The 24,552-nt window shown below is 62.0% G+C and carries 19 protein-coding genes and 1 other RNA gene; 7 read left to right on the plus strand and 13 right to left on the minus strand.

Going from position 1 to position 24,552, the window contains the following annotated elements; translation table 11 throughout:
• Window positions 1-93 precede the first annotated feature (93 nt).
• Together AC1ECN_RS04695 and AC1ECN_RS04700 are read right to left on the minus strand one after the other, a co-directional pair.
• The gene (locus AC1ECN_RS04695; RefSeq protein WP_130672878.1) at window positions 94-618 is read right to left on the minus strand and encodes a dihydrofolate reductase; all 525 of its coding nucleotides are present in this window, start codon (window positions 616-618) and stop codon (window positions 94-96) included.
• A gap of 13 nt (window positions 619-631) precedes the next feature.
• The gene (locus AC1ECN_RS04700) at window positions 632-1,426 is read right to left on the minus strand and encodes a thymidylate synthase (RefSeq protein ID WP_130672879.1); all 795 of its coding nucleotides are present in this window, start codon (window positions 1,424-1,426) and stop codon (window positions 632-634) included.
• A gap of 111 nt (window positions 1,427-1,537) precedes the next feature.
• Between AC1ECN_RS04700 and ssrA the strand changes: the two genes are divergently transcribed.
• From ssrA to AC1ECN_RS04720, 4 genes are all read left to right on the plus strand, one after another.
• Window positions 1,538-1,900: a transfer-messenger RNA gene (ssrA, locus tag AC1ECN_RS04705) on the plus strand.
• A 127-nt stretch (window positions 1,901-2,027) separates the two neighbouring features.
• Entirely contained in the window at window positions 2,028-2,543 is a 516-nt protein-coding gene (locus tag AC1ECN_RS04710) for an SspB family protein (RefSeq protein WP_018483820.1), read from the plus strand.
• Between the two features lie 50 nt (window positions 2,544-2,593).
• Entirely contained in the window at window positions 2,594-2,788 is a 195-nt protein-coding gene (locus AC1ECN_RS04715; RefSeq protein WP_477952310.1) for a DUF4169 family protein, read from the plus strand.
• 158 nt (window positions 2,789-2,946) lie between these two features.
• The gene (locus tag AC1ECN_RS04720; RefSeq protein ID WP_018074186.1) at window positions 2,947-3,171 is read left to right on the plus strand and encodes a ribbon-helix-helix domain-containing protein; all 225 of its coding nucleotides are present in this window, start codon (window positions 2,947-2,949) and stop codon (window positions 3,169-3,171) included.
• A 207-nt stretch (window positions 3,172-3,378) separates the two neighbouring features.
• Here AC1ECN_RS04720 and AC1ECN_RS04725 read toward each other — a convergent pair whose 3' ends face one another.
• The 3 genes from AC1ECN_RS04725 to AC1ECN_RS04735 all read right to left on the minus strand — a co-directional run bounded on the left by AC1ECN_RS04725 (window position 3,379) and on the right by AC1ECN_RS04735 (window position 9,902).
• Window positions 3,379-7,089, minus strand: coding sequence for an AsmA family protein (locus AC1ECN_RS04725; protein ID WP_477952311.1), 3,711 nt, complete (start codon window positions 7,087-7,089; stop codon window positions 3,379-3,381).
• Window positions 7,090-7,291: 202 nt separating this feature from the next.
• A complete protein-coding gene (locus AC1ECN_RS04730; RefSeq protein ID WP_130672881.1) occupies window positions 7,292-8,704 on the minus strand; it encodes an FAD-binding oxidoreductase in 1,413 nt (470 codons plus the stop codon).
• A 163-nt stretch (window positions 8,705-8,867) separates the two neighbouring features.
• Complete coding sequence (locus tag AC1ECN_RS04735) at window positions 8,868-9,902, minus strand: aldo/keto reductase (RefSeq protein WP_477952313.1); 1,035 nt, start codon at window positions 9,900-9,902, stop codon at window positions 8,868-8,870.
• 92 nt (window positions 9,903-9,994) lie between these two features.
• Here AC1ECN_RS04735 and AC1ECN_RS04740 point away from each other — a divergent pair, with 92 nt between their 5' ends.
• Both AC1ECN_RS04740 and AC1ECN_RS04745 read left to right on the plus strand, forming a co-directional pair.
• Window positions 9,995-10,897, plus strand: a complete 903-nt coding sequence (locus AC1ECN_RS04740) for a LysR family transcriptional regulator (RefSeq protein ID WP_130672883.1) — start codon at window positions 9,995-9,997, stop codon at window positions 10,895-10,897.
• Between the two features lie 256 nt (window positions 10,898-11,153).
• On the plus strand, window positions 11,154-12,248 hold the full coding sequence (locus AC1ECN_RS04745) for an AbrB family transcriptional regulator (protein WP_130672884.1): 1,095 nt from the start codon (window positions 11,154-11,156) through the stop codon (window positions 12,246-12,248).
• 51 nt (window positions 12,249-12,299) lie between these two features.
• Here the strand turns inward: AC1ECN_RS04745 and AC1ECN_RS04750 are convergent, their stop codons facing one another.
• Window positions 12,300-13,202 (minus strand): AraC family transcriptional regulator, encoded by a 903-nt coding sequence (locus AC1ECN_RS04750; protein ID WP_130672885.1) that lies wholly within the window; start codon window positions 13,200-13,202, stop codon window positions 12,300-12,302.
• Window positions 13,203-13,246: 44 nt separating this feature from the next.
• On the opposite strand from AC1ECN_RS04750, the gene AC1ECN_RS04755 reads away from it, so the two are divergent.
• Complete coding sequence (locus AC1ECN_RS04755; RefSeq protein WP_130672886.1) at window positions 13,247-13,654, plus strand: DUF2000 family protein; 408 nt, start codon at window positions 13,247-13,249, stop codon at window positions 13,652-13,654.
• A 52-nt stretch (window positions 13,655-13,706) separates the two neighbouring features.
• Here the strand turns inward: AC1ECN_RS04755 and AC1ECN_RS04760 are convergent, their stop codons facing one another.
• From AC1ECN_RS04760 to AC1ECN_RS04790, 7 genes are all read right to left on the minus strand, one after another.
• A complete protein-coding gene (locus AC1ECN_RS04760; protein WP_018483828.1) occupies window positions 13,707-14,372 on the minus strand; it encodes a YiaD family glycine zipper/OmpA-like lipoprotein in 666 nt (221 codons plus the stop codon).
• 252 nt (window positions 14,373-14,624) lie between these two features.
• Entirely contained in the window at window positions 14,625-15,623 is a 999-nt protein-coding gene (locus tag AC1ECN_RS04765; protein WP_024320809.1) for a flagellin N-terminal helical domain-containing protein, read from the minus strand.
• 374 nt (window positions 15,624-15,997) lie between these two features.
• Window positions 15,998-19,153, minus strand: a complete 3,156-nt coding sequence (locus AC1ECN_RS04770) for an efflux RND transporter permease subunit (protein ID WP_477952317.1) — start codon at window positions 19,151-19,153, stop codon at window positions 15,998-16,000.
• The gene (locus AC1ECN_RS04775; protein WP_075224097.1) at window positions 19,150-20,367 is read right to left on the minus strand and encodes an efflux RND transporter periplasmic adaptor subunit; all 1,218 of its coding nucleotides are present in this window, start codon (window positions 20,365-20,367) and stop codon (window positions 19,150-19,152) included. The genes AC1ECN_RS04770 and AC1ECN_RS04775 overlap by 4 nt, the downstream gene beginning before the upstream one ends.
• Window positions 20,368-20,634: 267 nt before the next feature.
• Window positions 20,635-21,561, minus strand: coding sequence for an adenylate/guanylate cyclase domain-containing protein (locus AC1ECN_RS04780; RefSeq protein ID WP_018074175.1), 927 nt, complete (start codon window positions 21,559-21,561; stop codon window positions 20,635-20,637).
• A 158-nt stretch (window positions 21,562-21,719) separates the two neighbouring features.
• On the minus strand, window positions 21,720-23,270 hold the full coding sequence (locus AC1ECN_RS04785; RefSeq protein WP_018074174.1) for a SpoVR family protein: 1,551 nt from the start codon (window positions 23,268-23,270) through the stop codon (window positions 21,720-21,722).
• Window positions 23,267-24,541 carry a YeaH/YhbH family protein gene (locus AC1ECN_RS04790; protein WP_018074173.1) on the minus strand — a complete coding sequence of 425 codons (1,275 nt, stop codon included), beginning with the start codon at window positions 24,539-24,541 and terminating at the stop codon, window positions 23,267-23,269. The genes AC1ECN_RS04785 and AC1ECN_RS04790 overlap by 4 nt, the downstream gene beginning before the upstream one ends.
• Window positions 24,542-24,552 lie beyond the last annotated feature (11 nt).

Genomic DNA, 24,552 nt, shown 5'->3' on the forward strand with positions numbered 1-24,552 from the left:
TGACCGGCGGACCCGTTGGTGACCGTTATAGGTATCGCCGCATCGGCTTTCAACGCAGCGTGAGAAACTTGGTCAATTTAATTGGAAAATAGTTCATTTCCAGGCGTGTCGGCGTTCGTAGACGATGAAACGCGTGGGATAACTGTCCTTCTCGCCGGCCGGAACCGCGATCGCCTCCCCCGCCTGCCAGATATCGGCATCGATCGCGGGAAACGACGCGTCTCCGTCAAGATCGGCCTCGACATGCGTGATGCACATCCGGTCGGCAAGACCGATCGCCTGGGCATAGACCTGCCCGCCGCCCAGAATGCAGATTTCATCGACGCCGGTTTCGAGCGCCAGCCTTTCGGCCGCCTTTATCGCCTCGGGCAGCGAATGTGTCATGCTCACATCAGCATGGTCTATCGCCGCCTGCCGCGAGATGACGACGTTCGGTCGTCCCGGCAGCGGCTTGCCGATCGAATCGTAGGTCTTGCGGCCCATCACCACAGGCTTGCCCAATGTCAGCGCCTTGAAGCGCTTGAGATCGCTCGAAAGCCGCCACGGCATGTCGCCGTCGCGGCCGATAATGCCGTTGCGAGCAACGGCGGCGATAATGGTCTTGCGGATGTCAGCCATGAAATGTCCCGGATCAGACGGCGATCGGCGCCTTGATGCTGGCATCGGCCTCGTAGCCGATCAGCTCGAAATCATCGAAGGTGAAGCCGAAAATATCCTTCACATCAGGATTGATGCGCATGAACGGCAGCGGTTTCGGCCGGCGCGCCAGCTGCAGCTTCGCCTGGTCGAAATGGTTGTGATAGAGATGGGCGTCGCCGAGCGTGTGGACGAAATCGCCGGGCTTCAGCCCAGTCACCTGAGCCACCATCATCGTCAGCAGCGCATAGGAGGCGATGTTGAACGGCACGCCGAGGAAGATATCGGCCGAGCGCTGGTAGAGCTGGCAGGAAAGTTTGCCGTCAGCCACATAGAACTGGAACAGGCAATGGCAGGGCGGCAGCGCCATTTCGTCCACTTCGGCCGGATTCCAGGCCGAAACGATGTGGCGGCGCGAATTCGGATTGTTGACGATGCCTTTGACCAGATTGGCGATCTGGTCGATATGGCCGCCGCCGGACGCTGGCCAGGAGCGCCACTGGGCGCCGTAGACCGGCCCGAGATCACCGTTTTCGTCGGCCCATTCGTCCCAGATCGAAACGCCGTTCTCCTTGAGATAGCGGATGTTCGTCTCGCCCTTCAGGAACCAGAGAAGCTCGTGGATGATCGAGCGCAGATGCAGCTTCTTCGTGGTGAGGACGGGGAAGCCCTCTTCGAGGTCGAAGCGCATCTGATGGCCGAAGACCGAACGCGTGCCGGTGCCGGTACGGTCGCCCCGGTCGGAGCCCTTTTCCATCACATGATTCAAGAGATCGAGATATTGCTTCATGTCGCGCTGATTCCGTTTCGGCTAATTTAAGCCTTCGGAACCGGGAAACCAATCGCCGGCGGGCATTTTCCCAATGTTTCTGATGGGTCGCATAACGCTTTTATGACGTTTGCCCTTTCCTTGGGCTGAGGAAACCACTATATCACCCCTGCCGGCTTTCGGGCCGGCTATGGCGATAAATGAGCGGTGTAATAAACCTATTGGACCCGGGGGCGGTACCCGGCGCCTCCACCAAAAACCGGCGGTCTTAAAGGCCGGCTTTTGATGGGGGCGAAACAGGATCGACAAGGGTGTAAAGATCGTCTTTTTGCTCGGCATTGTACCGCCGTTATCGGGCTAAAATTGTAGTTGCAAACGACAACTATGCGGAAGCTCGTCTCGCTGCTTAATCGCGGTGTGACACTTCAATCAAAGTCCTAGTGGTTCGCACCTCTAGGCGGGGTCCGAAGGCACCTGGCAACAGAAGCCTTCACCTTCTCCCTGCCGCCGAAATCATGTATGCTGCTTAAAAACGTGACTCGGCTCCGGTCTTTCCCAAGGCGCCCGGACGTGGCATACAACCTTGTGAAAAGACTCCGAACCGACGAAAGACAGGAAAAGCATGGGGCAGGATCATATCCGCTACGACATTCTGGCACAGGATGCACTTCGCGGCGTCATCCGCAAGGTTTTGGCGGAAGTCGCAGCTACGGGCCGCCTGCCCGGTGATCATCACTTCTTCATCACCTTCCTCACCGGCGCGACMGGCGTGCGGATCTCCCAGCACCTGAAGTCGAAATACCCCGAGCAGATGACCATCGTCATCCAGCACCAGTTCTGGGATATGAAGATCACTGAAACGCATTTCGAGATCGGCCTTTCCTTCTCGGACGTTCCGGAAAAGCTGGTCATCCCATTCAATGCGATCCGTGGTTTCTACGATCCCTCCGTCAACTTCGAGCTCGAATTCGATGTGCCTCTCGCCGACGGCGAGGAATTGCCGTCCGGTGAAATCACCGCTTATCCGGTGGATGCTGTTGGAAAGCCCGACGACGCCGCGGGCGCAAAACCCGCCGACGGCGAGGAGAAAAAACCGGGCTCCGTCGTCTCACTCGACTCCTTCCGCAAGAAGCAGTGATTTAAAGGGGGGCCAAGCCTCCCTTTTTCATAGGGAAATCAGGCAACCGCATGAGCGCCGAAATCATCAATCTGCGCCAGTTCCGCAAGAAGCAGGCCCGCTCCGAAAAGGAGCAGCAGGCCGAGCAGAACCGCATCTCCTTCGGCCGCACCAAGGCCGAAAAGCAACTGACCCGCAGCGTGAACGACAAGGCCGACAAAGCCCATCGCGACGGTCGAATCGAAACGGATGACGACGGCGCGTGATGGTTTCACGCAAAGCTTGAAAACCGGAATAGATTCTGCGATCAGCCACTTGCGTGCTTTCCTTGAATCGATCCGCCAACCCACGCATGATTTGATGGAACGCCCCTAGCGCGTCCTCTCGGACGCACGGCGCTCTAACCGGGATGTGAAACCGCTTCATGATCCGCAAGCATTCGGCGACATTGCACGGCCATCGCACCAGTTTCTCGCTGGAGGATGAGTTCTGGGCCGAGCTGAAGACGATCGCCGCAAGCCGTTCGATGCCGTTCGCCGCCCTGATCTCCGAGATCGACGACCACCGTCCTGCTGAAAGCAACCTGTCCTCGGCGCTGCGGCTGCATGTGCTTTCATGGCTGAAGGCCGGCGGCGACCGCCAGCCGTGACACGGGCCTCATGCATATTGCACAAAACCGTGGGGCGATTTGGGGCGCGAAATCAATGAAAACAAAGATCTGAGCGCCTTGCATGAATCAAATTCTAGCGCATAACCCCGAAAATCGGAATCGATTTTCGGAAAGGATTATGCGCAGATTCAAAGTGATAGAGCGTCCTTAGCGCGTCTGAAAAGACGCGCGGCGCTCTATGCAATCTCACTGCGCCTGAACGCCCGGTAACTGGTCGAAATTGAGCGGACCGGGCTGCGCTTGCCCACCGCGCCGTGCCGCTTCCGCCTCAGCGGCAGCCCTCGCTTGCGCATCTGCCTTCGCTTTGGCTTCCGCCGCGCGTGCAGCCTCTGCCTCGGCAGCGGCCTTCTCGGCGGCTGCTTGCTGCGCCAGTGCACGCAGCCGCTCTTCCTCCGCCTGCCGTTGTTGCTCGATCTTGGCCGCCTTGATGCGCTCGGCGTCGTTGAACCGATAGAGCGCCACCTCGCGGCGCAGCCGCTGTTTTTCGAGCACGATCGCCTGCAGTCGCTCGACCCGCCGACGCTCGCGCTCAAAGGCGCGCAGCGACAGATAGCTGGTGATATCGGTCACATCCATCGTCTTGCCGGGTGACGGCAGCATGCCCGAAAAATTCAGCTTGAGCGCCGGCTCGGCGCCGGAAAGCGCTTCCGTGCCCGGATTGAACCCGACACCCAGCGTCGCGCTGACCCGCTCTTCCGGCAGCGCGATCTGCGCATCGGCGGTGATGCGGGCGAGATCGTTGGCGACGGTGACATTCTGCACCCTCAGCGTTCCGTCGGTGATGTTGAAGGGAACGCCGAGCGGCGGCAGCTTCGCCTCGCCGTTGCTGAGCAGCGTTTCGATGATCGGATGCACCTTGCCGGCGTTGATCTGCTCCTGCATCGTATCGGTCGCGGCAAGCAGCGGCGGAAGGATGGCAAGGTTCAGCCCGCGAATGCTGGTATCGCCGAGCCTCAGTTCGCCGGAACCGTTGAGCGAGCTGGCGATCTCGCCGATCGTCTTGCCCGAGGCCTCCATAGACAGCGACAATCCGAACTTGCCGTTGGCGATCGGCGCGCCGTCGCGCAGCCAGACGACGCCGGAAAGATCGGAATCGGCAAGCGCAAGCTTTGTCTGCAGAAAGCCGGTGCCGTTGGCATTGGTGAAGAGCAGGTTGCCGGAAAGCTTTCCCCCGTCCCAGTTGCCGGCCATGTCGTTGAGCTGCAGCTCGTCGCCCTTATAGGCGACGTTGCTGGTGAAGTCCGACACCGCCGTTTCGGGCAGGCCCGGCCAGAACTGCTTGGCCGTCAGCTTCACGTTGACGTCGAGATCCTTGAAGACGGGCAGCCCCAGCGGCGCCGTCGTCAGCTGACCGTTGGCGGGATCGACGATCTGGCCGAATAACGCCTCGCCGAGCCAGCCGGCATCGGCCTTAGAGAGCGTCAGGCCGCCGCTCGCGGTCGTCTTCGCAGCCTTCCGGTCGACGGTCAGCGCACCTGAAAATTCGTTGTCGGCCGCATGCCCCTTAAGATCCGAAAGGACGATCTTGTCGCTATCGACGGCTGCATTGACTTGCAGGCCGAACGGCAACCCGGTTTCGGTCTGCGGCAGGGCGATGCCGTTCATGATGAGATAGGGGTCGATATCGGCGCTGTCGAGCGACAGCGCGATCTGGCCGTTCATGAAGCTCTCCGGCCGGACATCGACCTTGCCGYTGGCGGTGARCGASGTCCGGTCGGTCGCAAAGCTCAGCGCCGCATCGGCTGGATCGTTGCCCGATGCCTTCACCTTGAGCGTCAGGCGGCCATTGGCCCCGACATCGACCGGCAGCGGGTCGAGCCCGGCCTGACCGAACAGGATGGACGGCACGGCGTTTTCGAGCGTCGCCTCGAGGCTCGTCGTGCCGTTGCCGGTCAACGCCAAGAGGTCGGACATGCGGTAGTCGAGATTGACGCGGCTGCCGTTCGCCACGCCGGCAAGCGTCACGGTCAGCGCGTTGCCCTCGTCGCCGCCGAGCGTCAGTGCGCCGCGTAGCGCCGTATTGCCGTACCAGCCGGCATTGCGCACCAACCGGTCGAGCACCGGGTGATGCGGCAGGTGCTCGCGCAGCATCGTGAAGAACCCGCCGGGATCGGCCGATTTGAAGGTGATTTCGCCGGCGCCCTTGTAGTCGAGCAGCGAGCCCTCCGCCCTGCCCGTCGCCGTCAGCTCGGCGCCTGCGATGTTCTTGATCGACAGCCGGTCGACGGCAAGCGCCCCATCGGCGATCGTAAAGGTGGTCTCGACATTCTCGGCGTCGACGCCGAAGGCCGTGAACTTATCGGCCTTGAGCTGGGCGGCGATCTTGTGGTCGAGCACGTTATCGCCGGCATCCGGGCCGGTCATGAGCCCGCTCAGCGCCTGCAGCGCGTCCAGATCGAGCGTATCGCCGTTCAGCGCCACCGACAACGTCGGCGTCTGGCCGGAGATCGCCTGGCGCTCCAGCCGACCCTTCAGCGTCGCCGGTCCGATGGCAATCTCGAGATTTTCAAAACGCTGCAATTCGTGCGTCAGGCTGACATTGGCGGAAAAGCCAGCCTGCCGCAATTGCCGGATGGCCGGATCGACCGAGCCGGCAAGCCAGGAGGCAAGCCCCGTCGGCTGGCTGGAGGCCACCACGATCTGGCCATTGAACGAAGCTTCGCCCTCAAGCAGGAGCTTGCCCTTGCCTTCCACCTGCGTGCGCCCCGGCAGCGTGCCGGTGGCGCTGTCGATCATCCAGCCGGTGCCGGCCGGTTCGAGCTCCAGCTGTACGTCGCGCAGCGTCGTATCGCCGGCGACGATCGCCGGCAGTTTGACGCTCGCCTTGCCCGGCACCTGCGGGATCGGCACCTGCCGGACGATATCGATCAGCGAATTCAGCCGTTGGCGCGCCGAAACAGCGGGATCCCGTGTCGTCTTGCCCGACGCGCCCTGATTGCCGATGCGGTTGACGTCGATCTGCTGCCCATCAGCGGTCAACAGGAATTCCGGTGCATTGCCGGTATCGAGCGTCGCCTCGCCGGTTATGACATAGGGATCGTCCGTCGGGCCGATCTCCATCCGGTATTCAGGAATGCGGATGCGTTCATTGGTGAGCTCGAAGCGGCCCTTGACGCGCGGCGGCTGCTCTTTTTTGTTGGCGGGCTTGGCGCTGTTGCGGATTTCGATCGCGGCCGAAAGCTGGCCCTGATAGTTCGGCTTGCTGTCGACGAGCTTCAGTTCGCCGTCGAGATCGACGCTGACGGGATGCTTGTCCGGCGAAAGCCTCGTGCGCATGCGCAGCACGCCCTTCTCGTCCGGCTGACTGCTCGAGATCGAGAAGCCGCCATGCTCGCCGTCGAGCGCAGCGTCGCCCTCGATGCGCCAGGGACCGGCCAGCGACTTTGCCGACATTTCCGCATTGAGGCCGGTGATGCGACGCGAGCGGCCCGACTGGTCGTCGATGAATTCGACCTCGCCGCCGCTGACATGCACGTTTTCGAGTACGACGGTCCTTGCCGGTATTTCCGCACGGCTGCCGCGCATCCAGTCGAGCGTGCCGTCCTTGAGCAATCTCAAGCGCACCTTCGGATTGACGATGCGCATGTCGAAGATCAGCGCTTCACCCGACAGGAAAGGTGCGAGCTCCGCATCCATGGAGAACTGCTCGACCTTGACGATCGGCGTGCCGTCCGCTTCCTGGCCGACCCGCACGTCATGCAGCGTCACCGATGGAAACGGCAGCAAGCGCGCATCCACCGTGCCGTAAACGGTGACTTTCTTGCCGATAATGCGGCTTGCCTGATCCTCGAAATTCTTGCGGAAATCCGTCCAGTCGATGAACAGCGGCGCAAGCAGCGCCACAAACAGCACTACGACGATCACTCCCCCCAGAAAGACGAGGAACCGGCCTACCAATGCAAAGCGTCTCCATTCGGGATTCTGTTGCCGACACTAGAGCATGATGCCGAAAAGTGTGAGCGGTTTTCGGACGACATCATGCTCTAACTCTTTATTTGAGAACAGGATTCAGATTTTAGGGCGAGCCAGCCCAACATCATCCTGTTCTAGCGCTATTCATGCCGGGGGCAAGGCCCAAGTTCATGAGAATATTCCGTTTTCAGCCATGGTGGAAAATCTTGCCGGGATTGAAGATGTCGTCCGGGTCGAGCGCCTGTTTCACTTGTCGCATCAGATCCACAGCGCCGCCAAGCTCCTGTTCCAGAAACGCCATCTTGCCTTGCCCGATCCCGTGTTCGCCGGTGCATGTCCCGTCCAGGTCGAGCGCCCGCTGGTTGAGTCGCTGCACGAAGCTCTCAGCCATGGCGATGTCTTCGGCACTTCTGTCGTCAAACAACAGCAGCACATGGAAGTTCCCGTCTCCGGCATGGCCGACGATCGGCCCCAGCAGCCCGTGCTCCTCGATATCCGCCTGTGTAGCGGAAACACAATCGGCGAGCCTCGATATCGGAACACAAACATCGGTCGAAAGTGCGGCAAGCCCGGGCGCCAGCGCCCTTGCGGCCCAATAGGCGTCATGGCGCGCCTTCCAGAGTTTTGTCCGTTCCTCGGCATTGGCGGTCCACAGGAATTCGCCGCCGCCACATTCCGCCGCGATCTCGGCAAAGGCTGCCGATTGCAGCGGCACCGTCTCGTCGGTGCCGTGGAATTCGAGGAAGAGTGTCGGGCTTTCGGCATAGGAAAGCCCGGAATAAGCATTGCAGGCCCGCATCTGCACCGTGTCGAGGAGCTCGATGCGCGCCACCGGAATGCCCATCTGGATCGTCATGATGACGGCATCGCAAGCGGCCTTGATGCTCGGAAAGGCACAGGCCCCTCCGGCGATCTTCTGCGGGATCGCCTGCAGGCGCAACGTCACCGAGGTCAGGATGCCGAGCGTGCCCTCGGCGCCGACGAAGAGCCGCGTCAGATCGTAGCCCGCCGAAGATTTGCGGGCGCGCCGGGCCGTGCGGATCTCTTCACCATTGGCGGTGACCGCGGTGACGGCAAGCACATTGTCCTTCATCGTTCCGTAGCGCACGGCATTGGTGCCGGAGGCCCGCGTCGAGGCCATGCCGCCGATCGAGGCGTTAGCGCCGGGATCGATCGGGAAGAACAGGCCGGTATCTCGCAGGTGGATGTTCAGCGCTTCGCGTGTCACACCCGGCTCGACGGTACAGTCGAGATCTTCGGGATTGACCTCGAGCACCCGGTTCATGCGGCTGAAATCGATCGAAATACCGCCATGGGCGGCATTGATCTGCCCCTCCAGCGAGGTGCCGGTGCCGAATCCGATGACCGGCACCTTGTGGGTCGCACACGCCCTGACCGCCGCCTTCACATCCTCGGCACTCTCGGCAAAGAGCACGCCGTCCGGCAGCTGCGGTGGGATATAGGTGGTCGTATGGGCATGCTGTTCGCGGAAGGACTGGCCGGTCTGGAAGCGCTCGCCGAAGCTCTGCTTGAGAATGCCGAGCACGGCGGCGATACCCACCTCGTTGCGTGTGCCGGCCTTTGCGTCCTTCAGCGCCATCCCTTTGATCTCCCTGCTATTCCGCGGCAACCATATCGTGTTCCGCAGGTTAGGCTGGGTATGCGGCAAGTCAAAGCGGCTGTCCAGTTAAGATTGGCAGAAGATTTCATTCCCCTTTTGTTGTAGGCCGCTTGTTATAGCCAAATCCGCCGCCCCCGGCGCCTCAGACGATCGGCGGATTGAGCCGCGCAAAACCCTCCTGCCGCCGATAGGGGAAATAGGGATAGGGCGCCGTCAGGGTGCTGACGGCGTCGAGCCTTTCGATCTGCTCTTTCGACAGGCTCCAGCCGACTGCGCCGAGGTTCTGCCTGAGCTGCTCCTCGTTGCGGGCGCCGATGATAACGCTCGACACCGTTGGCCGGTTAAGCAGCCAGTTGATGGCGATCTGCGGCACCGTCCGGCCGGTCTCGGCTGCGATGGTCTCCAGCACTTCAACGATGTCGAACAGCTTCTCGTCGTCGACGGGCGGGCCGTATTGCGCTGTCTCGTGCAGCCGGCTTGACTTGGGCAGCGGCTGGCCGCGGCGGATCTTGCCGGTCAGCCGTCCCCAGGCAAGCGGGCTCCAGACGAGGGCTCCGACACCCTGGTCGGCGCCGAGCGGCATCAGCTCCCATTCGTAATCGCGCCCCGCCAGCGAATAATAGACCTGATGGGCGACATAACGCGAATAGCCGTGACGTTCGGCGGCGGCGAGCGACTTCATCAGTTCCCAGCCGGCAAAATTGGAAACGCCGACATAGCGGATCTTGCCTGCTGCAACGAGCCCATCGAGCGTCGACAGCACCTCCTCGACCGGCGTCGAGGCATCGAAAGCATGAAACTGCAGCAGGTCGATATAGTCGGTCCCGAGCCGGCGCAGCGCATCCTCGGTGGCGCGGATCAGCCGCGCCCGCGACGTTCCCCAGTCCTGCGGCCCCTCGCCCATCGGCAGCGCCGTCTTCGTCGAGATCAGCACAGCGTCGCGCCGGCCGCGGATCGCCTGGCCGAGCACCTCTTCGGAAGAGCCGGCCGAATAGACGTCGGCCGTGTCGAAGAGATTGACGCCGGCTTCCAGGCAGATGTCGACGAGCCGCCGCGCTTCCTCGGCATCGGTATTGCCCCAGGCGCCGAACAGCGGGCCGCTGCCGCCGAATGTGCCCGCGCCGAAGCTTAAGACCGGTACTCTGAGGCCGGATGCGCCGAGATTTCTGTAGTCCATGGACCTGTCTCCTGTCTTTCCTATGAGATAGACCTTGGCGGTTCGATGATATAGATTGCCCACCAGCAAAACATTTGTGACTTGAAATCATCATGAGCCGTCAGCACATCAATCGCTCCGGCGAAATGGAAGTCTTCGTCAGTGTCGTCGAGCGCGGTGGCTTTTCCGCGGCCGCCACGGCCCGGCGCATGACGCCGTCGGCCGTCAGCAAGCTCGTCGCCCGGCTGGAGACACGCCTCGGCGCCCGCCTCGTCAACCGCTCCACGCGAAGGCTGCAGCTAACGCCGGAAGGCTGCGCCTTCTACGAGCGCAGCATAGCCATCCTTGCCGATATCACCGAGGCCGAACATCAAGCCTCGACGGGCGAACAAGCCTCAGGCCGCATCCGCATCAACACCAGCGGCTCCTTCGGCAACCATCTGCTGGCGCCGCTCGTGCCTGCCTTCATGGCGCTTCATCCGGCCGTGACGCTGGATATTTCCCATACCGACAGGATAGTTGACCTGATGGAAGAGCGCGCCGATGTCGCGATCCGCGCCGGTCCCTTGAAGAATTCCAGCCTGATCGCCCGCAAGCTTGGCGCCACCGGCAAGATCATCGTCGCGTCGCCGGATTATCTCTCGCGTCACGGCAAACCACGCACGACCGCCGATCTCCGCCGCCATTGCCGCATCGGCTTTTCCTACGCCCGCGCCATCGAGGGCTGGCCGCTGCGCGAGGACGGCGAAACGGTGATGATCCCGATCACACCGGGCGTGCAGGTGGGAGACGGCGAAGCCATGCGCCACCTCGCTTTGTCAGGCGCCGGCCTTGCCCGCCTTGCCGCCTTCACCGTGCGCGCCGATATCAATGCCGGGCGCCTGGTGCCGGTGCTTGAAGAGGCCAATCCCGGCGATCTCGAAGAGTTCTACGCCCTCTATATGGGCCAGGGTGGCCCGCTGCCGGCGCGTATACGCGCGCTGCTCGATTTTCTCGTCAGCCATGTGCATTTCTAGTGCATCTCGTTCAAAACCGTTCAGCGGCTTTGGAGGACGATCTGCATGAAAACAACGACTTGAAGCGGCCGCATGAATCAGTTTCGCATTCCAAGACGCCAAGAAGCCAGATTTCGGAATTGACCGCCGCCGTGCCACCCACCTATACCGGACCCGCGCCGGTCGGCTCCTGCAGCCGGCCTCTCTTCGTCATGCCGGAGCTTCCCCTACCTTCAGCCTCAGGGCTTGGCACCGGCCAGGAAAGATACGGGAATCCATGCCATTCAGCGACGCAAGCCGCCTGCTGCGGGATGCCGGCCTGCCGAAATGGGCGCTGTTGCTCGCGCTTTCCACAGCTCTCGTCGTCTTCCTCGAGTTCTTCGCCCTGCCGGCCTCGCTGCTGATCGGGCCGATGGTCGCGGCAATCGCGCTGGCGTTGACCGTCGGCAAGGGAAAGCTTCGCGTGCCCTTCTGGCCGCTGCAATTCTGCCAGGTCCTCGTCGGCCTGATGATGGCGCGCACCATCACTCCCGATATTCTCGGCACCATGGCGAAAGACGCGCCGCTCTTTCTGCTGTTCATCTTCTCGGTCATCGCCATCGCCACCGGCCTCGGCTGGCTGCTGACGCGCTGGCAGGTGCTGCCGGGAACAACCGCGGTCTGGGGCTCCTCGCCGGGCGGCGCCTCCGCCATGGTCATCATGTCGGAAGCTTATGGCGCCGATGCCCGTCTCGTCGCCTTCATGCAGTATCTGCGCGTCGTCTTCGTCGCCGTCGGCGCCTCGGTGATCTCGCGCCTGTGGGTGGCAGCCGACGGCGCCGAGCCGCCGCCGCTTGTCCTCTTTCCCGAGATCGACTGGCCGGCCTTCGCGGCGACGATGGCTTTTGCCGCCTTTTGTGCCTATGGCGTCCGGCGCCTGCGCCTCCAGGGCGGCTCAATCATCGTGCCGCTCTTTCTCGGCGCCCTGCTGCAGGGCATGGGCCTGCTGAAGATCGAGTTGCCGATGTGGCTGCTCGCCATCGCCTATGCACTGGTCGGCTGGAGCATCGGCCTGCGTTTCACCCGCTCGATCCTCGAGCACGTGGCGCGCGCCCTGCCGAGGGTATCGGCATGCATCGTGCTGCTGATGGCGCTCTGCGGCTGCATGGCGGTGGCGCTTCACGTCTTCGCCGGCATAGATCCGCTAACGGCCTACCTCGCCACCAGCCCCGGCGGCGCCGATTCCGTTGCCATCATCGCCGCCTCCAGCGATGTTGACGTGCCCTTCGTCATGGCGATGCAGACCGGCCGTTTCCTGGTGATCCTGATGATCGGCCCGATGCTCGCCCGTTTCATCGCGCGCCGTTCCGGCCTTGCGGAAAATCCCGCTTGATGCATATCGCCCAAAAATGTGCAGCGGTTTTGGGATAACGACATGCATAAATCAAAGACTTAAAGCGCGTCGCATGAATCCAGAGCGCGGCGCGGAGTTATGCGCGAGCGCTACCCACTGGCCAGGCGTCATGCCGTAGGCCTTCTTGAAATGACGGTTGAGATGGCTCTGGTCGGCAAAGCCCGTTGCCGCCGCCACCTCGGAAATCCCCTCGCCCGCGCCGATCATCGCCCGCGCCCGCTGCAGCCGCCGCATCAGCAGGTAGCGATGCGGACTGGTGGCAAAGGCCGCCCGGAAATGCCGCGATAGCGCGAAACGGTCGAGCCCCGTCACCGCCTCCAGCTCGCCGGAGCGTACTGCCCGCGTCGCATGCGCCTCGAGATAGTCGCGCGCCGCCCGCGCCTGCCGCCAGGCGACGAGACCCAGCGGCCGGCGCGGCATGCGCGCATGCCGGGACAGCCCGCCGGTGACCCGCGATACGAAATCGTCGACGAAAAGCGCGTCCAGTTCGCGGTCGAGTTCGCCGAGTGCTGCCAGCAGCACGCCCGCCAGCGCGGGATCGCCGATAACAGGTTCATCGACAAAAGGCAGGCCGACGCCATCGGCTTCCAGGCATTCGAGCAGCAACGATGGCTCCAGATAGAGCATGCGGTACTGCAACCCGTCCTCCGTCCCCGCCCCGCCATCATGCTCCTCATCGGGATGCAGCACGATCACCTGCCCCGGCAGGCTGAAGCGCCGCTCGCCGCGATAGCGGAAGGTCTGTACGCCTTTCAGCGTCACGCCCAGAGCATAGGTGTCGTGCCGGTGCGGCTCGAAGGCATTGCCGGAGAACTGCGCCTCGATGCGCTCGATACCGGGAAAGGCCGGTGCGGCAAGGATGCCATTGCCGGATGATCCCGCGCACAAACGTTCAAGACCTTCGGAGATCTGCGGATGTAAATCCTGGTTCAACGCGCCGATACTCCATAACCCGTAGATAGGTGAAAGACCGTCTGATGTTTGATACCAAAATTGCCGTCGTCCTGCGAAACAATCTTGCCGGCTGGCAGAAGCTGAACGTCACCGCCTTCCTGATGACAGGCATCGCCGGCGGGCATCCGGAGATCATCGGTGAAGCCTACAGGGACCGCGCCGGCAATCTCTACAATCCGCTATCGATCCAGCCGATCATCGTGCTTTCTGCAGACGAGGCGACCATATCAGCCATTCATCGCCGCGCGCTGGAGCGCGATATCACCAGCTCGCTCTTTATCGAGGAAATGTTTGCAACCGGCCACGACGCAGCCAACCGCGCCGTCTTCGCAGAATTTGCGCCCGAAGATGCTAAGGTGGTCGGCATCGCGCTGCGCGCCGAAAAGAAGATCGTCGACAAAATCACCAAGGGTGCGACGATGCAGCACTGACGAAAAAGGCCGGGAGTGACCCGGCCTTTCCGCAAACGCATACGAGCCGGAATCAGCCCTGTGTGATCGGCGCGATCTGGATCTCGACGCGGCGGTTCTGCGCGCGGCCGGCCTCGTTCGCATTGGAGGCGACCGGCTGGGACGGGCCGAAACCGACGGCGGAGACGCGGCGCTGGTCGATGCCCTGGCCGCCGAGATAATCGGCAACCGACAACGCACGGCGCTGCGACAGGTCCTGATTATGCTGCAGGCTGCCGGTCGAATCCGTATGGCCGTTGACGTCGATCAGCGTGCGGTTGAACTTACGCAGCACGATCGCCACCGAATTCAGCGTCGGATAGAAGCCCGGCTTTACCGCGTCCTGATCGACGTCGAAGGTGATATTCGAGGGCATGTTGAGGATGATGTTGTCGCCGTTACGGGTCACCGAAATGCCGGTGCCTTCGAGCTGGGCGCGAAGCTCGGATTCCTGCTGGTCCATGTAATTGCCGATCGCACCGCCGGCGAGAGCGCCGACGCCTGCGCCGATCAACGCCGCATTGCGCTTGCCGTGGCCGCCGCCGCCGACAGCCACGCCGACGAGCGCGCCCCCAAGGGCGCCAAGCGCGGCGCCGCCGGCCGTATTGGAAACCTTCTGTTCACCGGTATAGGGATCGGTCGTCGTGCAGGCGCTGAGATAGCTTGCGGCAATAGCTAGAAGTAGGAATTTCTTGATCATGGACAGGACGGTCTCCGTTCGACTGATCCGAGCAAATGGCAAGGATTGCGGCAAGAAAATGAAGATGTTCTCCTGATACGGCAAATTCGGACGTCGAAACACAGCCATGTTGCCGGAATGCGCTGATTATCACCAGTTTTGGTGGACACCGTCCCTGAGCCTCCACGGGAATTTGTGAAAACTCCGCAGGCGGGAAGCACTTCCCGCCTGCGGAGTTCGATGTCACGCGTTTCGGATGAAGAGAGTCTGGCCTCAGAAATTCTGGAACAACTGCCGCACGGTATCGTAAGTTGCGTTGGCGATGTTAAGCGATTGCAGGCCGAGTTGCTGCTGCGTCTGCAGCGCCCGCAGCCTGCTCGACTCCTCCTCCATGTCGGCATCGACGAGCCGGCCGATGCCGGCTGTGATGTTGTCATGCAGTTTCGTGGCGAAGTCGTTCTGCAGATTGATGCGTTTTTCCAGCGCGCCAAAAGCCGAACCGACCGTCGTCAGCTGCGTCAGCGCTGCATCGACGACGCTGATCATTTCGCTGACCTGTCCTTTCGTCGTGCTGGCCGAGAGCGAAATCACCACCTGCCCGGTGGTGGTGCCGTTCTTGCTCTGCATCAGCACATAGTCCTGCGAGGCGCCGAGCTCGGTGGCGAAATAGGCCGATGTCAGCACGCCGTATTCACCCGAACCGGTGGCGCGATCGTCGATCAGGTAGCGCGCGTCCTTGGAGGTCGTGCTCCCGCTCGGCGTCGTGTCGATATGGTAGCTCAGCATGCCGACCGAGATCGTGCCGTCGGCGTTGCGGATGAAGGAGGCCGGGATCTGGCGCGGCTGCGTCGGCGTCGCATCGTTGGTGAGGACCACCCAGTTGTCGCTGTTGAAGGTCGCCGATTCCGAAACGCTGCGCAGTTGCTCCTGCAGCTGTTTGATCTCTTCGTTGACCTTGTTCTTGTCGATGCCGTCTTCGGTCGCGGCAACGAGCTTGGCCTTGATTTCGGAGACGACGTCGATGACATTCTGAACGCCGGTATAGGCCGTTCCCATCGTCGCCGCTGCCATACCGAGTGCATCCTGGATCGCAGAAACCGCCTTGTTGTCGGTTCGAGCAGTGGTGGCGATCGACCAGTAGACGGAATTGTCTCTGGCCTCCGCGACACGCATGCCGGTGGTGATGTGGTTTTGCGTGACCGCCATATTACGGTTGATATCGCGCAGCACATGAAGCGCCGCATCCACCGAGACGCGCTGATAAATACTCACGAAACTAAACTCCAAAAACACAACAGGACGCAAACTGCACAAGAAATGAACCGTCCGCACGGACTCTCATGTCCGGGGTCGCTGGAGTTCCAGCGCGTTGCGGCCTCCAAGAAACGAAGAAGACCAGTCGGTTACTGGTAACAATCATTGCCGTTTATGCTTAATAAACGACTAAACTTCAGAAGTAATTTAGCTTATTTTACAAGGTTTCATACACCAAGAGAAACGCCGCCGGATTGCGGCGTCGCGCGTCTTGTCAGGCCCGCAAAGGACGCTGCAGCACTTCGAATTGCCGCATAATTTTGTCCTTAAATCGATTGCGATTTAAGGCACGATGCAGCAGGTCCGGCAGCGTTCGAAATCGGATGAAGGCCTTATTCGGCGGCCTGTAGCTGCTCGTCGTCGGGCGCAGCGCGCGGCCGCGTGGCGACCGACATCTCTTCGTGCAGGCGCGCCTCCTCATGGGCGTGCGGCTTGGCGAAGCGGGCAAGCAGCAGATAGGCGACCGGCGTGATGAACAACGTGACCAGCGTCGCGAAACCGAGACCGCCGACGATCACCCAGCCGAGTGCAATACGCGCTTCGGCACCCGCGCCATGGGCAAAGACCAGTGGCACGCCGCCGAGGATGGTGGCGATCATCGTCATCATCACAGGGCGAAGGCGTAGCGCGCAGGCCTTCTCGATCGAGGACCGGACATCCTCGCCCCGGTCGCGCAGCTGRTTGGCGAAYTCGACGATCAGGATGCCGTTCTTCGCCATGACGCCGACCAGGAGCACCAGGCCGATCTGGCTGTAGATGTTGAGGCTGGAGCCGGTGATAACAAGCGCGAAGACGGCGCAGGCAAGACCAAGCGGCACCGTCGACATGATGATCAGCGAGGACAGCACGCTTTCGAACTGCGCGGCCAGCACCAGGAAGATGATGACGATGGCGAAGCCGAAGGTCAGCGCCATGCCGCTCGAATTCTCTTCGAGAGTCGCCGCTTCCGCCAGCGGCAGCAAGCGAGAGCCTGGCGGCAGCAGCGGCTCGGCAAGCGTCGTCACTTGGCTGACGGCATCGCCGAGCGACATGCCGTTCCTGAGGCCGGCGGTGATCGCGACGGAGGCGAGCTGTTGCTCGCGGTTGAGCTGCGGCGCGACCGACCCTTCCTTCATCGTGGCAATGACCGACATCGGCACGATCTTGCCGTCGCCTGTCTTCAGGAACACGTTCTCGAGGTCGGTCGGATCGTCGATCGGCCGCGTCGTCGAGGTCAGAAGCACGGGATAGGATTCGCCGTCGACGAAGACGTCGACCACCGAGCGCCCTTCGAGCAGTGACTGGATCGCCGTCGAGAGCCCGGTTATGTCGATGCCGAGATCGGATGCACGCTCGCGATCGATCGCCACCGATACCTGCGCCTGGCTGGGCTCGTTGGTCAGGCGCGGCGTATCATACTGGCCAGTGGCCTCTAGGGCCTGAACCAGCTTGGCGGCCGCCGCCGTCAGCGCCTCGTGATCGTTGCCGATCAGCGCCATCTGCAGACCACTGCCGGCACCGCGGATGCGCAGGCTGTTGGAGGAGATGGCATTGCCGCGCAGCGCCGGCACCCTGGAGGCTGCCTGGTTGATATCGCCGACGATCTCCGTCTGCGTCCTATCACGTTCTCCCCAAGGGGCGAGCGTCAGCACCATGAAGCCGCTGTTCAGCGAACCGCCCTGCCCGGAGATCGAGAAGACGTTGCGGATGTCACCGCTGTCGACCAGCGGCTGCAGATATTCCTCGACGAGCTGCATCTTGTCGCGGGTATATTCGAGGCTCGATCCCTGCGGCGTCGTCAGCCGCATCATCACCATCGAGCGGTCCTCTTCGGGCGTCAGCTCGCTCTTGACCGTCGAGAAGGCAACGAGTKCCGCACCGGCAAAGATCACCGAGAAGAGGATGACGACGAAGGGCGCGTTGAGACAGCCGTGCAGAGCCCATTTGTAGAGATTGGCAAGCGCCCCGCCGAAGCGGCCGAGCGCGCCGTGATCTTCGAGCATCGGCTTCGTCAGCATGCGCGAGGCAAGCATCGGACACAGCGTCAGCGCCACGATCGACGACAGACCGACCGAGAAGGCGAGCACGAAGCCGAATTCGCGGAAGAGACCACCGACCTGTCCCGGCAGGAAGGAGAGCGGAATGAACACCGCCGCCAACGTCGCCGTCGTGGCGATCACGGCGAAGAACACCTCACGCGTACCGAGCACCGCAGCCGCGCGCGGCCCCATGCCTTCGGCGCGCCGGCGCACGATATTTTCGAGCACCACGATCGCATCGTCGACGACGAGGCCGGTCGCCAGCACGATCGCGAGCAGCGTCAGGATGTTGATCGAGAAGCCGACCATATAGATTGCCGCCAGCGTGCCGATCAGCGCCACCGGCATGCTGACCGCCGGGATCAGCGTCGCCCGCCAATCGCGCAGGAAGAGATAGATGACGGCGGTGACGATGACGGCGGCGAGTATCAGCGCCAGCACCACCTCGTGGATCGCGCCCTGGATGAAGACGGCATCGTCGCTGGTGATGGCGATCGTCGTGCCCTCGGGCAACGTCTTCGACAGGTGGTCGACGGCCGCCTTGATGCCGGTCGAGATGTTCAGCGTATTCGACTGCGCCTGGCGGATGATGCCGAGGCCGATGCCCGGCTTGCCGTTGGAGCGTAGCGCCGTTTCGCCATCGCGTGGCCCAAGCATCACCGTCGCGACGTCGCCGAGCCGAACGCGATCCTGCAGGATGACATTGGAAAAATCCGCCGGCGTCTGCAGGTTGGCGGTGGCGCGCACTACGATATCCTGCGTATTGCTCTTCAGCGAGCCGGCCGGCACGTCGAGTGCGGCGTTGTCGAGCGCCTTCGTCAGGTCGCCGATGGTCAGTCCGCGGCTGGCAAGCGCGCCCTGGTCGACGTCGACGCGGAAGACCTTCTCCTGGTCGCCATATTCCTCGACGTCGGCAACGCCGTCGACGGAGGCAAGGCGATCGATCACCTCATTCTCGACGAGCTGGGTCAGGTCGTCCATGTTGAGATTGGTGGAGGTGACGGCAAGGCGCATGATCGCCGAGGAATCCGAATCCGCCTTGACGATCTGCGGCGCATCCGCTTCGTCGGGCAGGTTCTGGGTAATACGGCCGATCGCGTCGCGCACGTCGTTGGCGGCGACCGAGAGATCGATCGCATCCGAGAATTCCAGCGTCACCCGGCTCTGACCGAAGGAAGAAGTAGACGAAATCGATTTCAGGCCGCTGACGCGCGCGACCGCCCCCTCGATCACCTTGGTCAGTTCCTGGTCGATCGTCTGCGGCGATGCGCCATCGAAGGTGGTGCGCACGGTGACGACGGGACGGTCGACATCCGGCAGTTCGCGCACCTCGACGCCGACATAGGCGGCAAGGCCGGCGACAACCATCAGCGTGTTGAACACCAGCGCCAGGATCGGCCGGCGAACGAAAAGTGCGGTGAAGCTCTGCTTGCCCGACGCCCTGTCCTGATGAATCTCGGTCACGCTCATCGGGTGATGACCTCCGCATTCGCGGCGACATCGGCGCTCACACGCACCGCCCCACCCTCACGCACGCGCTGCAGTCCCTGTGTGACGATCACGTCGCCGTCCTTGAGGTCGGCTTTGACGAGCACGAAATCCGGGTTGCGCTGCACGATGCTAACCCGCACCTTGCGTGACTTGTCGTCGTTGACCTGCCAGACGAAGGAGCCCTGCGAGTCCCACTGCACGGAGACCGGATCGACCGCCGGATATTTGTCGCCGGCAAATTTCATGCTGACGTTGAAGGACATGCCGGCGCGCAGTTCATCCGAACTATTGTCGATCTTGGCGCGCAGGCGAAGCGTGCGGCTTGCCACGTCGATGCGGTTGTCGACGGCTTCGACCACGCCCGAAAAGACCTGTCCCGGCCGTGCCACCGACATAGCCTCGACCGGCTGGCCGACCGACACCGTATTGGCGAAGCGCTCCGGCACCCAGTAATCGACGAGGATTTCCGAACGGTCGTCGAGCGTGACGATCGGGATACTCGTCGTGACGTTGTCGCCGATATTGACCGGTACGATGCCGACGATGCCGTCGATCGGCGCTGTGATATTACGCCGTGCGAGATTGAGCTCGGCGGCCTGCAGTTGCAGCCGTGCGCCCTGCTCGGCGATCTCGGAATCGAAGACGTCCATGCGCGACACGCTCGACTTGATGTTGTGATAGAGATTGGATTTTTCGACGGCGGCCTTGACCGCCACATCAGCCTGGCCGCGGGCGATCACCTGCTCCTCGCTGTCGAGCTTGGCGAGCACCTGCCCGGCGTTCACCCTGTCGCCCGACTTGATGAGGATTTCGCGGATCGTGCCCGATGCCTGCGGCGTGACCGCCACCGAGCGGATCGCGTCGCCCGTGCCGATGGCGTTCAGCCGGTCGTTGACGACGCCCTGGACGACAGCCTGCGTCGCGACGAGAATGGCACTGTTGCGCCCGCCGCCATTGCGGCGGTTCTGTCCCTGCCCCTGACCTTGTCCCTCGCCACGCTGCTGCCCTTGCGCCCGGGCGGGAGCGTCGGCATCCGCCGTCTCCTCAGCCTTCGGCGCGATCTTGGAAACGATGCTGTCTGGAATACCTGCGTCGCGCATCGTATCGCCGGCGCCGGGCACAAAGAAAACCCACGCGGCAAAGCCGGCAACAATGACGATGAGCGACAGTATAAACTGCTTCCAAAAGGCCATTCACGTCTCCAGAGGGACTCGAGGTTGGACCAGGGTCGGTCGAAAGAGGCGCTGCGGGATGAAGATTCCCGTCTGATGCGACAATATCGCGCGTTTACAGCTTACCGGCAAGCATAAGCAGCCGGCATTACCGATTTGTAATATCAGCAAAGAATGGAAATAACCCGGCCGCTCACTTTTGCTTGAACGGACACTCGCCCATGTCTTTGACACCGCCGATTATCGGGCGAGATATCGTACAAATCTCCGACGATGCGGGTTGGATGTCTACCGGCGCATCGACCACCGCACGCCCATGACGGCCGCGATCCCCAGCATCGGCCACACCGCCCAGAACTGCCCCGTCCAGGTGAAGAGGTTGATGCCGGCAATGCCGAGCGCCACGATCGCCAGCGAGGTGATCTTGCGGTTGAACAGTGTCTGGTCGCGGTTCCAGGCGAGCGCCGCGACGACGGCCAGCGCAAGCACGGGAAAGCGCGCCCAGAAAACGCCCTGCCATGACAGCAGATTGATGCCGATCAGGACAGCGGCGATGACGGCGAGCACGCCGTACAGCCTGCGTCCACGCGGTGCCGGGCTTGCCTCGGCCATATCAGCCGCAATAACCGCCGCCGGCTGCGGCTGCGGACGCGCGGAGCCGGATCGTTGAGCAGGCGGCGTCTCGTCCTTGGCGTCGCCGATCTTCACCGCGTAGCTCGGCACGCCTTCATCGACGTTCTTCACCATCAACGGTCCGAGAAACTCGAAGCCGACCGCCACCTTGTTGCGGACCTGGTCGTAAACGGAACTTGATATGACGATGCCGCCGGCTGCAGCCGACGCCTGCAGCCGCGCCGCAATATTGACGCCGTCGCCGTAGATGTCGTCGCCTTCGACGATCACATCGCCGAGATTGATGCCGATACGGAAGAGCATGCGCCCGTCGGCCGGGCGGCGGGCGTTGAAGCCCGCGAGTTCATTCTGGGTGTCGACGGCCGCACGCACCGCTTCGACCACGCTCGGGAAATCGGCGATCAGCCCATCGCCCCAGGTATTGATGACGCGGCCGCCATGGCTTTCGATCAGCCGCCCCATCGCCTCCCGGCAGCGCTTCAGGCTCGCAAGCGTCCCCTCCTCGTCAGTCCCCATCAGCCGCGTATAGTCCTGCACGTCAGCACAGAAGATCGTCGTCAGCTTGCGCCGCGTTTCACTCATCGTCTCTCGTCTCCGCGCTATCGACCCCCGGAAAGATCGCTGCAAAGGCTGAAACTGGTCGAGATCAAGTGGGCGATTGCAACGGTGGTAAACTACTAAGGCTTTGTGTTTGTTGCCACCGATAATTGTTCATTATCGCCCGTCAGCATAACCGGTGATTATTGAACGATCTTGCGCGGGCTCGCCGCGTGTTCTCTCGCCACCGTGCTGGAACTATCGATTTCCTGAAGCAATACGTCATAGCCCCAGAGATCGGCGAGATGCTGCAGGACGAGCTTCGTGTCATTTTCCTGAAGATAGCAGCCATTCATAACGATGTGCTGCAGCAACAGCCGGCGGTCGCCGGCGAGATCGACATCGACGATATCGATTGCCGGATCGGTCCAGCCGATATCATATTCGCGGGAGAGCTGGCGGCGGATGCGCAGGTATCCGCGCTCATTGTGGATCGCCGAAACCAGCACTCCCTCGGTCTGCTCCGGATCGTCGTAGAGATGGAACAGCCGCAACTGCCGGATCAGGTTGGGGCTCAGGAACTGGCTGATGAAGCTCTCGTCCCGGTAATTGGCCCAGATGTCGCGCAAGACGGCCATCGCATCGCCTCGTCCAGCGATATCGGGGAACCATGCGCGGTCCTCTTCCGTCGGCTTCGTGACGATCCTCTCAATATCCTGCATCATCGCAAAACCGAGCGCATAGGGGTTGAAGCCCGAGAACCGCCGGTCGTCATAGCTTGGCTGAAACACGACGTTGGCGTGCGACTTCAGGAATTCGAGGAAGTTTCCGTCGCTGATCTGCCCCCGCTCGTGAAGGCGGGTCATGATCTGGTAGTGGACAAAGGTGGCGGTTCCCTCGTTCATCACCTTGGTCTGCCGCTGGGGATGGAAATATTGTGCGACGTGGCGGACGATGCGAAGGATCTCGCGCTGCCACGGCTGCAGCCGCGGTGCCGACTTTTCAAGAAAATAAAGGATGTTGTCCTGCGGAAGACCGAGGGCGGCGCGGCGCTTTTCCAGGCCGATGTCACCCGCCTTTCGGGCCTTACCGACGGGAACCGTGCGCCACAGATCGTTGAACATCTGCTCCTCGTGGGCGCGGCGCTCCTGCTGCCGCTTTTCCTCCTGGCGAAGATCGATCGTGGTCTTGCCCGCGTATCGATGCACCCCGTGCGACATCAGCGCATGGGCTGCATCCAGCGTGCGCTCGACAGCCGTCTCGCCGTAACGTTCCTCACAGCGGGTGATATAGCCCTTGGCGAAATCGAGGTAATCGAGGATGCCCTCCGCATCGGTCCAGAGCTTGAAGAGATAGTTGTTCTTGAAGAAATGGTTGTGGCCGAAGGCCGCATGCGCGGTGACGAGCGTCTGCATCGTCGCTGTGTTCTCCTCCATCAGGTAGGAGATGCAGGGCGAGCTGTTGATGACGATCTCATAGGCAAGGTCGCGCATCCCGCGGCGGTAGAAGGTTTCATGATGCGCGAAGTGTTTACCGAAGGACCAATGGCGGTAGAAGAGCGGCATGCCGGTCGAGGAATAGGCATCCAGCATCTGCTCCGAGGTGATGACTTCGATCTGGTTCGGGTAGACGTCGAGGCCGAGTTCGCCGAGCGCGATCTCCTCGCAGGCATCGTGGATGCGCTGGAGGGTTGCGAAATCCCAGTCGGCCCCCTCGAACAACAGCCGCTCTCTTGGCCTCATCGTCATGGTCATGGCGTCACCTTCGACTGTGCGTCACGTTTCTGGAAGAGATCGTGGAAAACAGGGAATATTTCGTTTCGCCGGCAGACCTTGCGCATCGAAAGCGGCAGCAGCTCGGGACGGAGCCCGTCATAGAGCATCCAAAGCGGTGAGCGGGATACAGAGGAGTCACCGCCTTCTTCGCCGACCTCGATATAGGCGAAATACTGGCACAGCGGCAAAATCTCGCGCAGCAGCTGTCCGCTCAGGTTCCCGTCCGAATGGGCGTTGTCGCCATCCGAGGCCTGGGCGCCATAGATATTCCATTCCGCCGGATCGAAACGTGCCGCGATGATCGCCCGCATTGCCGCTAGCGCACTAGAGACCAGCGTGCCGCCGGTTGCCGGACCATAGAAGAAAGTTTCCTCGTCGACTTCCTCGGCCTTGTCGGTATGGCGGATGAAGACGATCTCCACTTTCTTGTAGCGCTTCGACAGGAAAAGGTAGAGCAGCAGGTAAAACCGCTTGGCCAGATCCTTCATGTGTTCCGACATCGAGCCGGAGACGTCCATCAGGCAGAACATCACGGCCTTCGCCACAGGCTTCGGCTCGTTTTCGAAGCGGCGATACCGCACGTCGAGCGGATCGATATAGGGAATGCGCCGGCTTTTTTCCGTCAGGGATTTGAGTTTTGCCTCAAGCGCCAGCCGGCTCTCGTCGTCTTCGCATTCCTCGATCTGCCGCTGCAGGGCTTCGATTTCTTCGCGGCGCGGACGGTGAAGCGCGACACGGCGCATCATCGCGAGCCTGGTCGTGCGACCGACGGCGATGTTGGACGGCGATCCCGACACGGAATAGCCGGCACGGAAGGGAGTTTCCTCCTCGGTTTCGGCCAGACGCCGCTTGGCAAGGTCGGGCAGCTCCAGATCGTCCAGGAACACATCGAGGAATTCCTCGCGCGTCAGCACAAAACGGAAGCCGTCCTCGCCGTCGCCTTCGCCCGCATCCTTGGGTTTACCGCCCCTGCTCCCCGGCGGGCGCGGAAGAATGTCGCCTTCGACGAAGGCCCTGTTTCCAGGCAGGATATGGTCGCGAATGCCGCCGTCGCCCCTTCTCAAGTTCGGCTCGGCCATTCCATCGATCGGCAGGCTGATTTCCCCGCCGTCGAGCACATCGCGAATGTTCCGGTTTTGCAGAGAACGTTTTACCGCCTGCTGCACGGCGCCTTTCATGCGCCGAAGAAACCGTTGCCGATTTTCCAGACTTTTACCGCGCGGATTTAGCCGACGGTCGACAATGTGCATATTGGCTCCAC

This window comes from Rhizobium sp. 01N447_2, assembly GCF_056399245.1.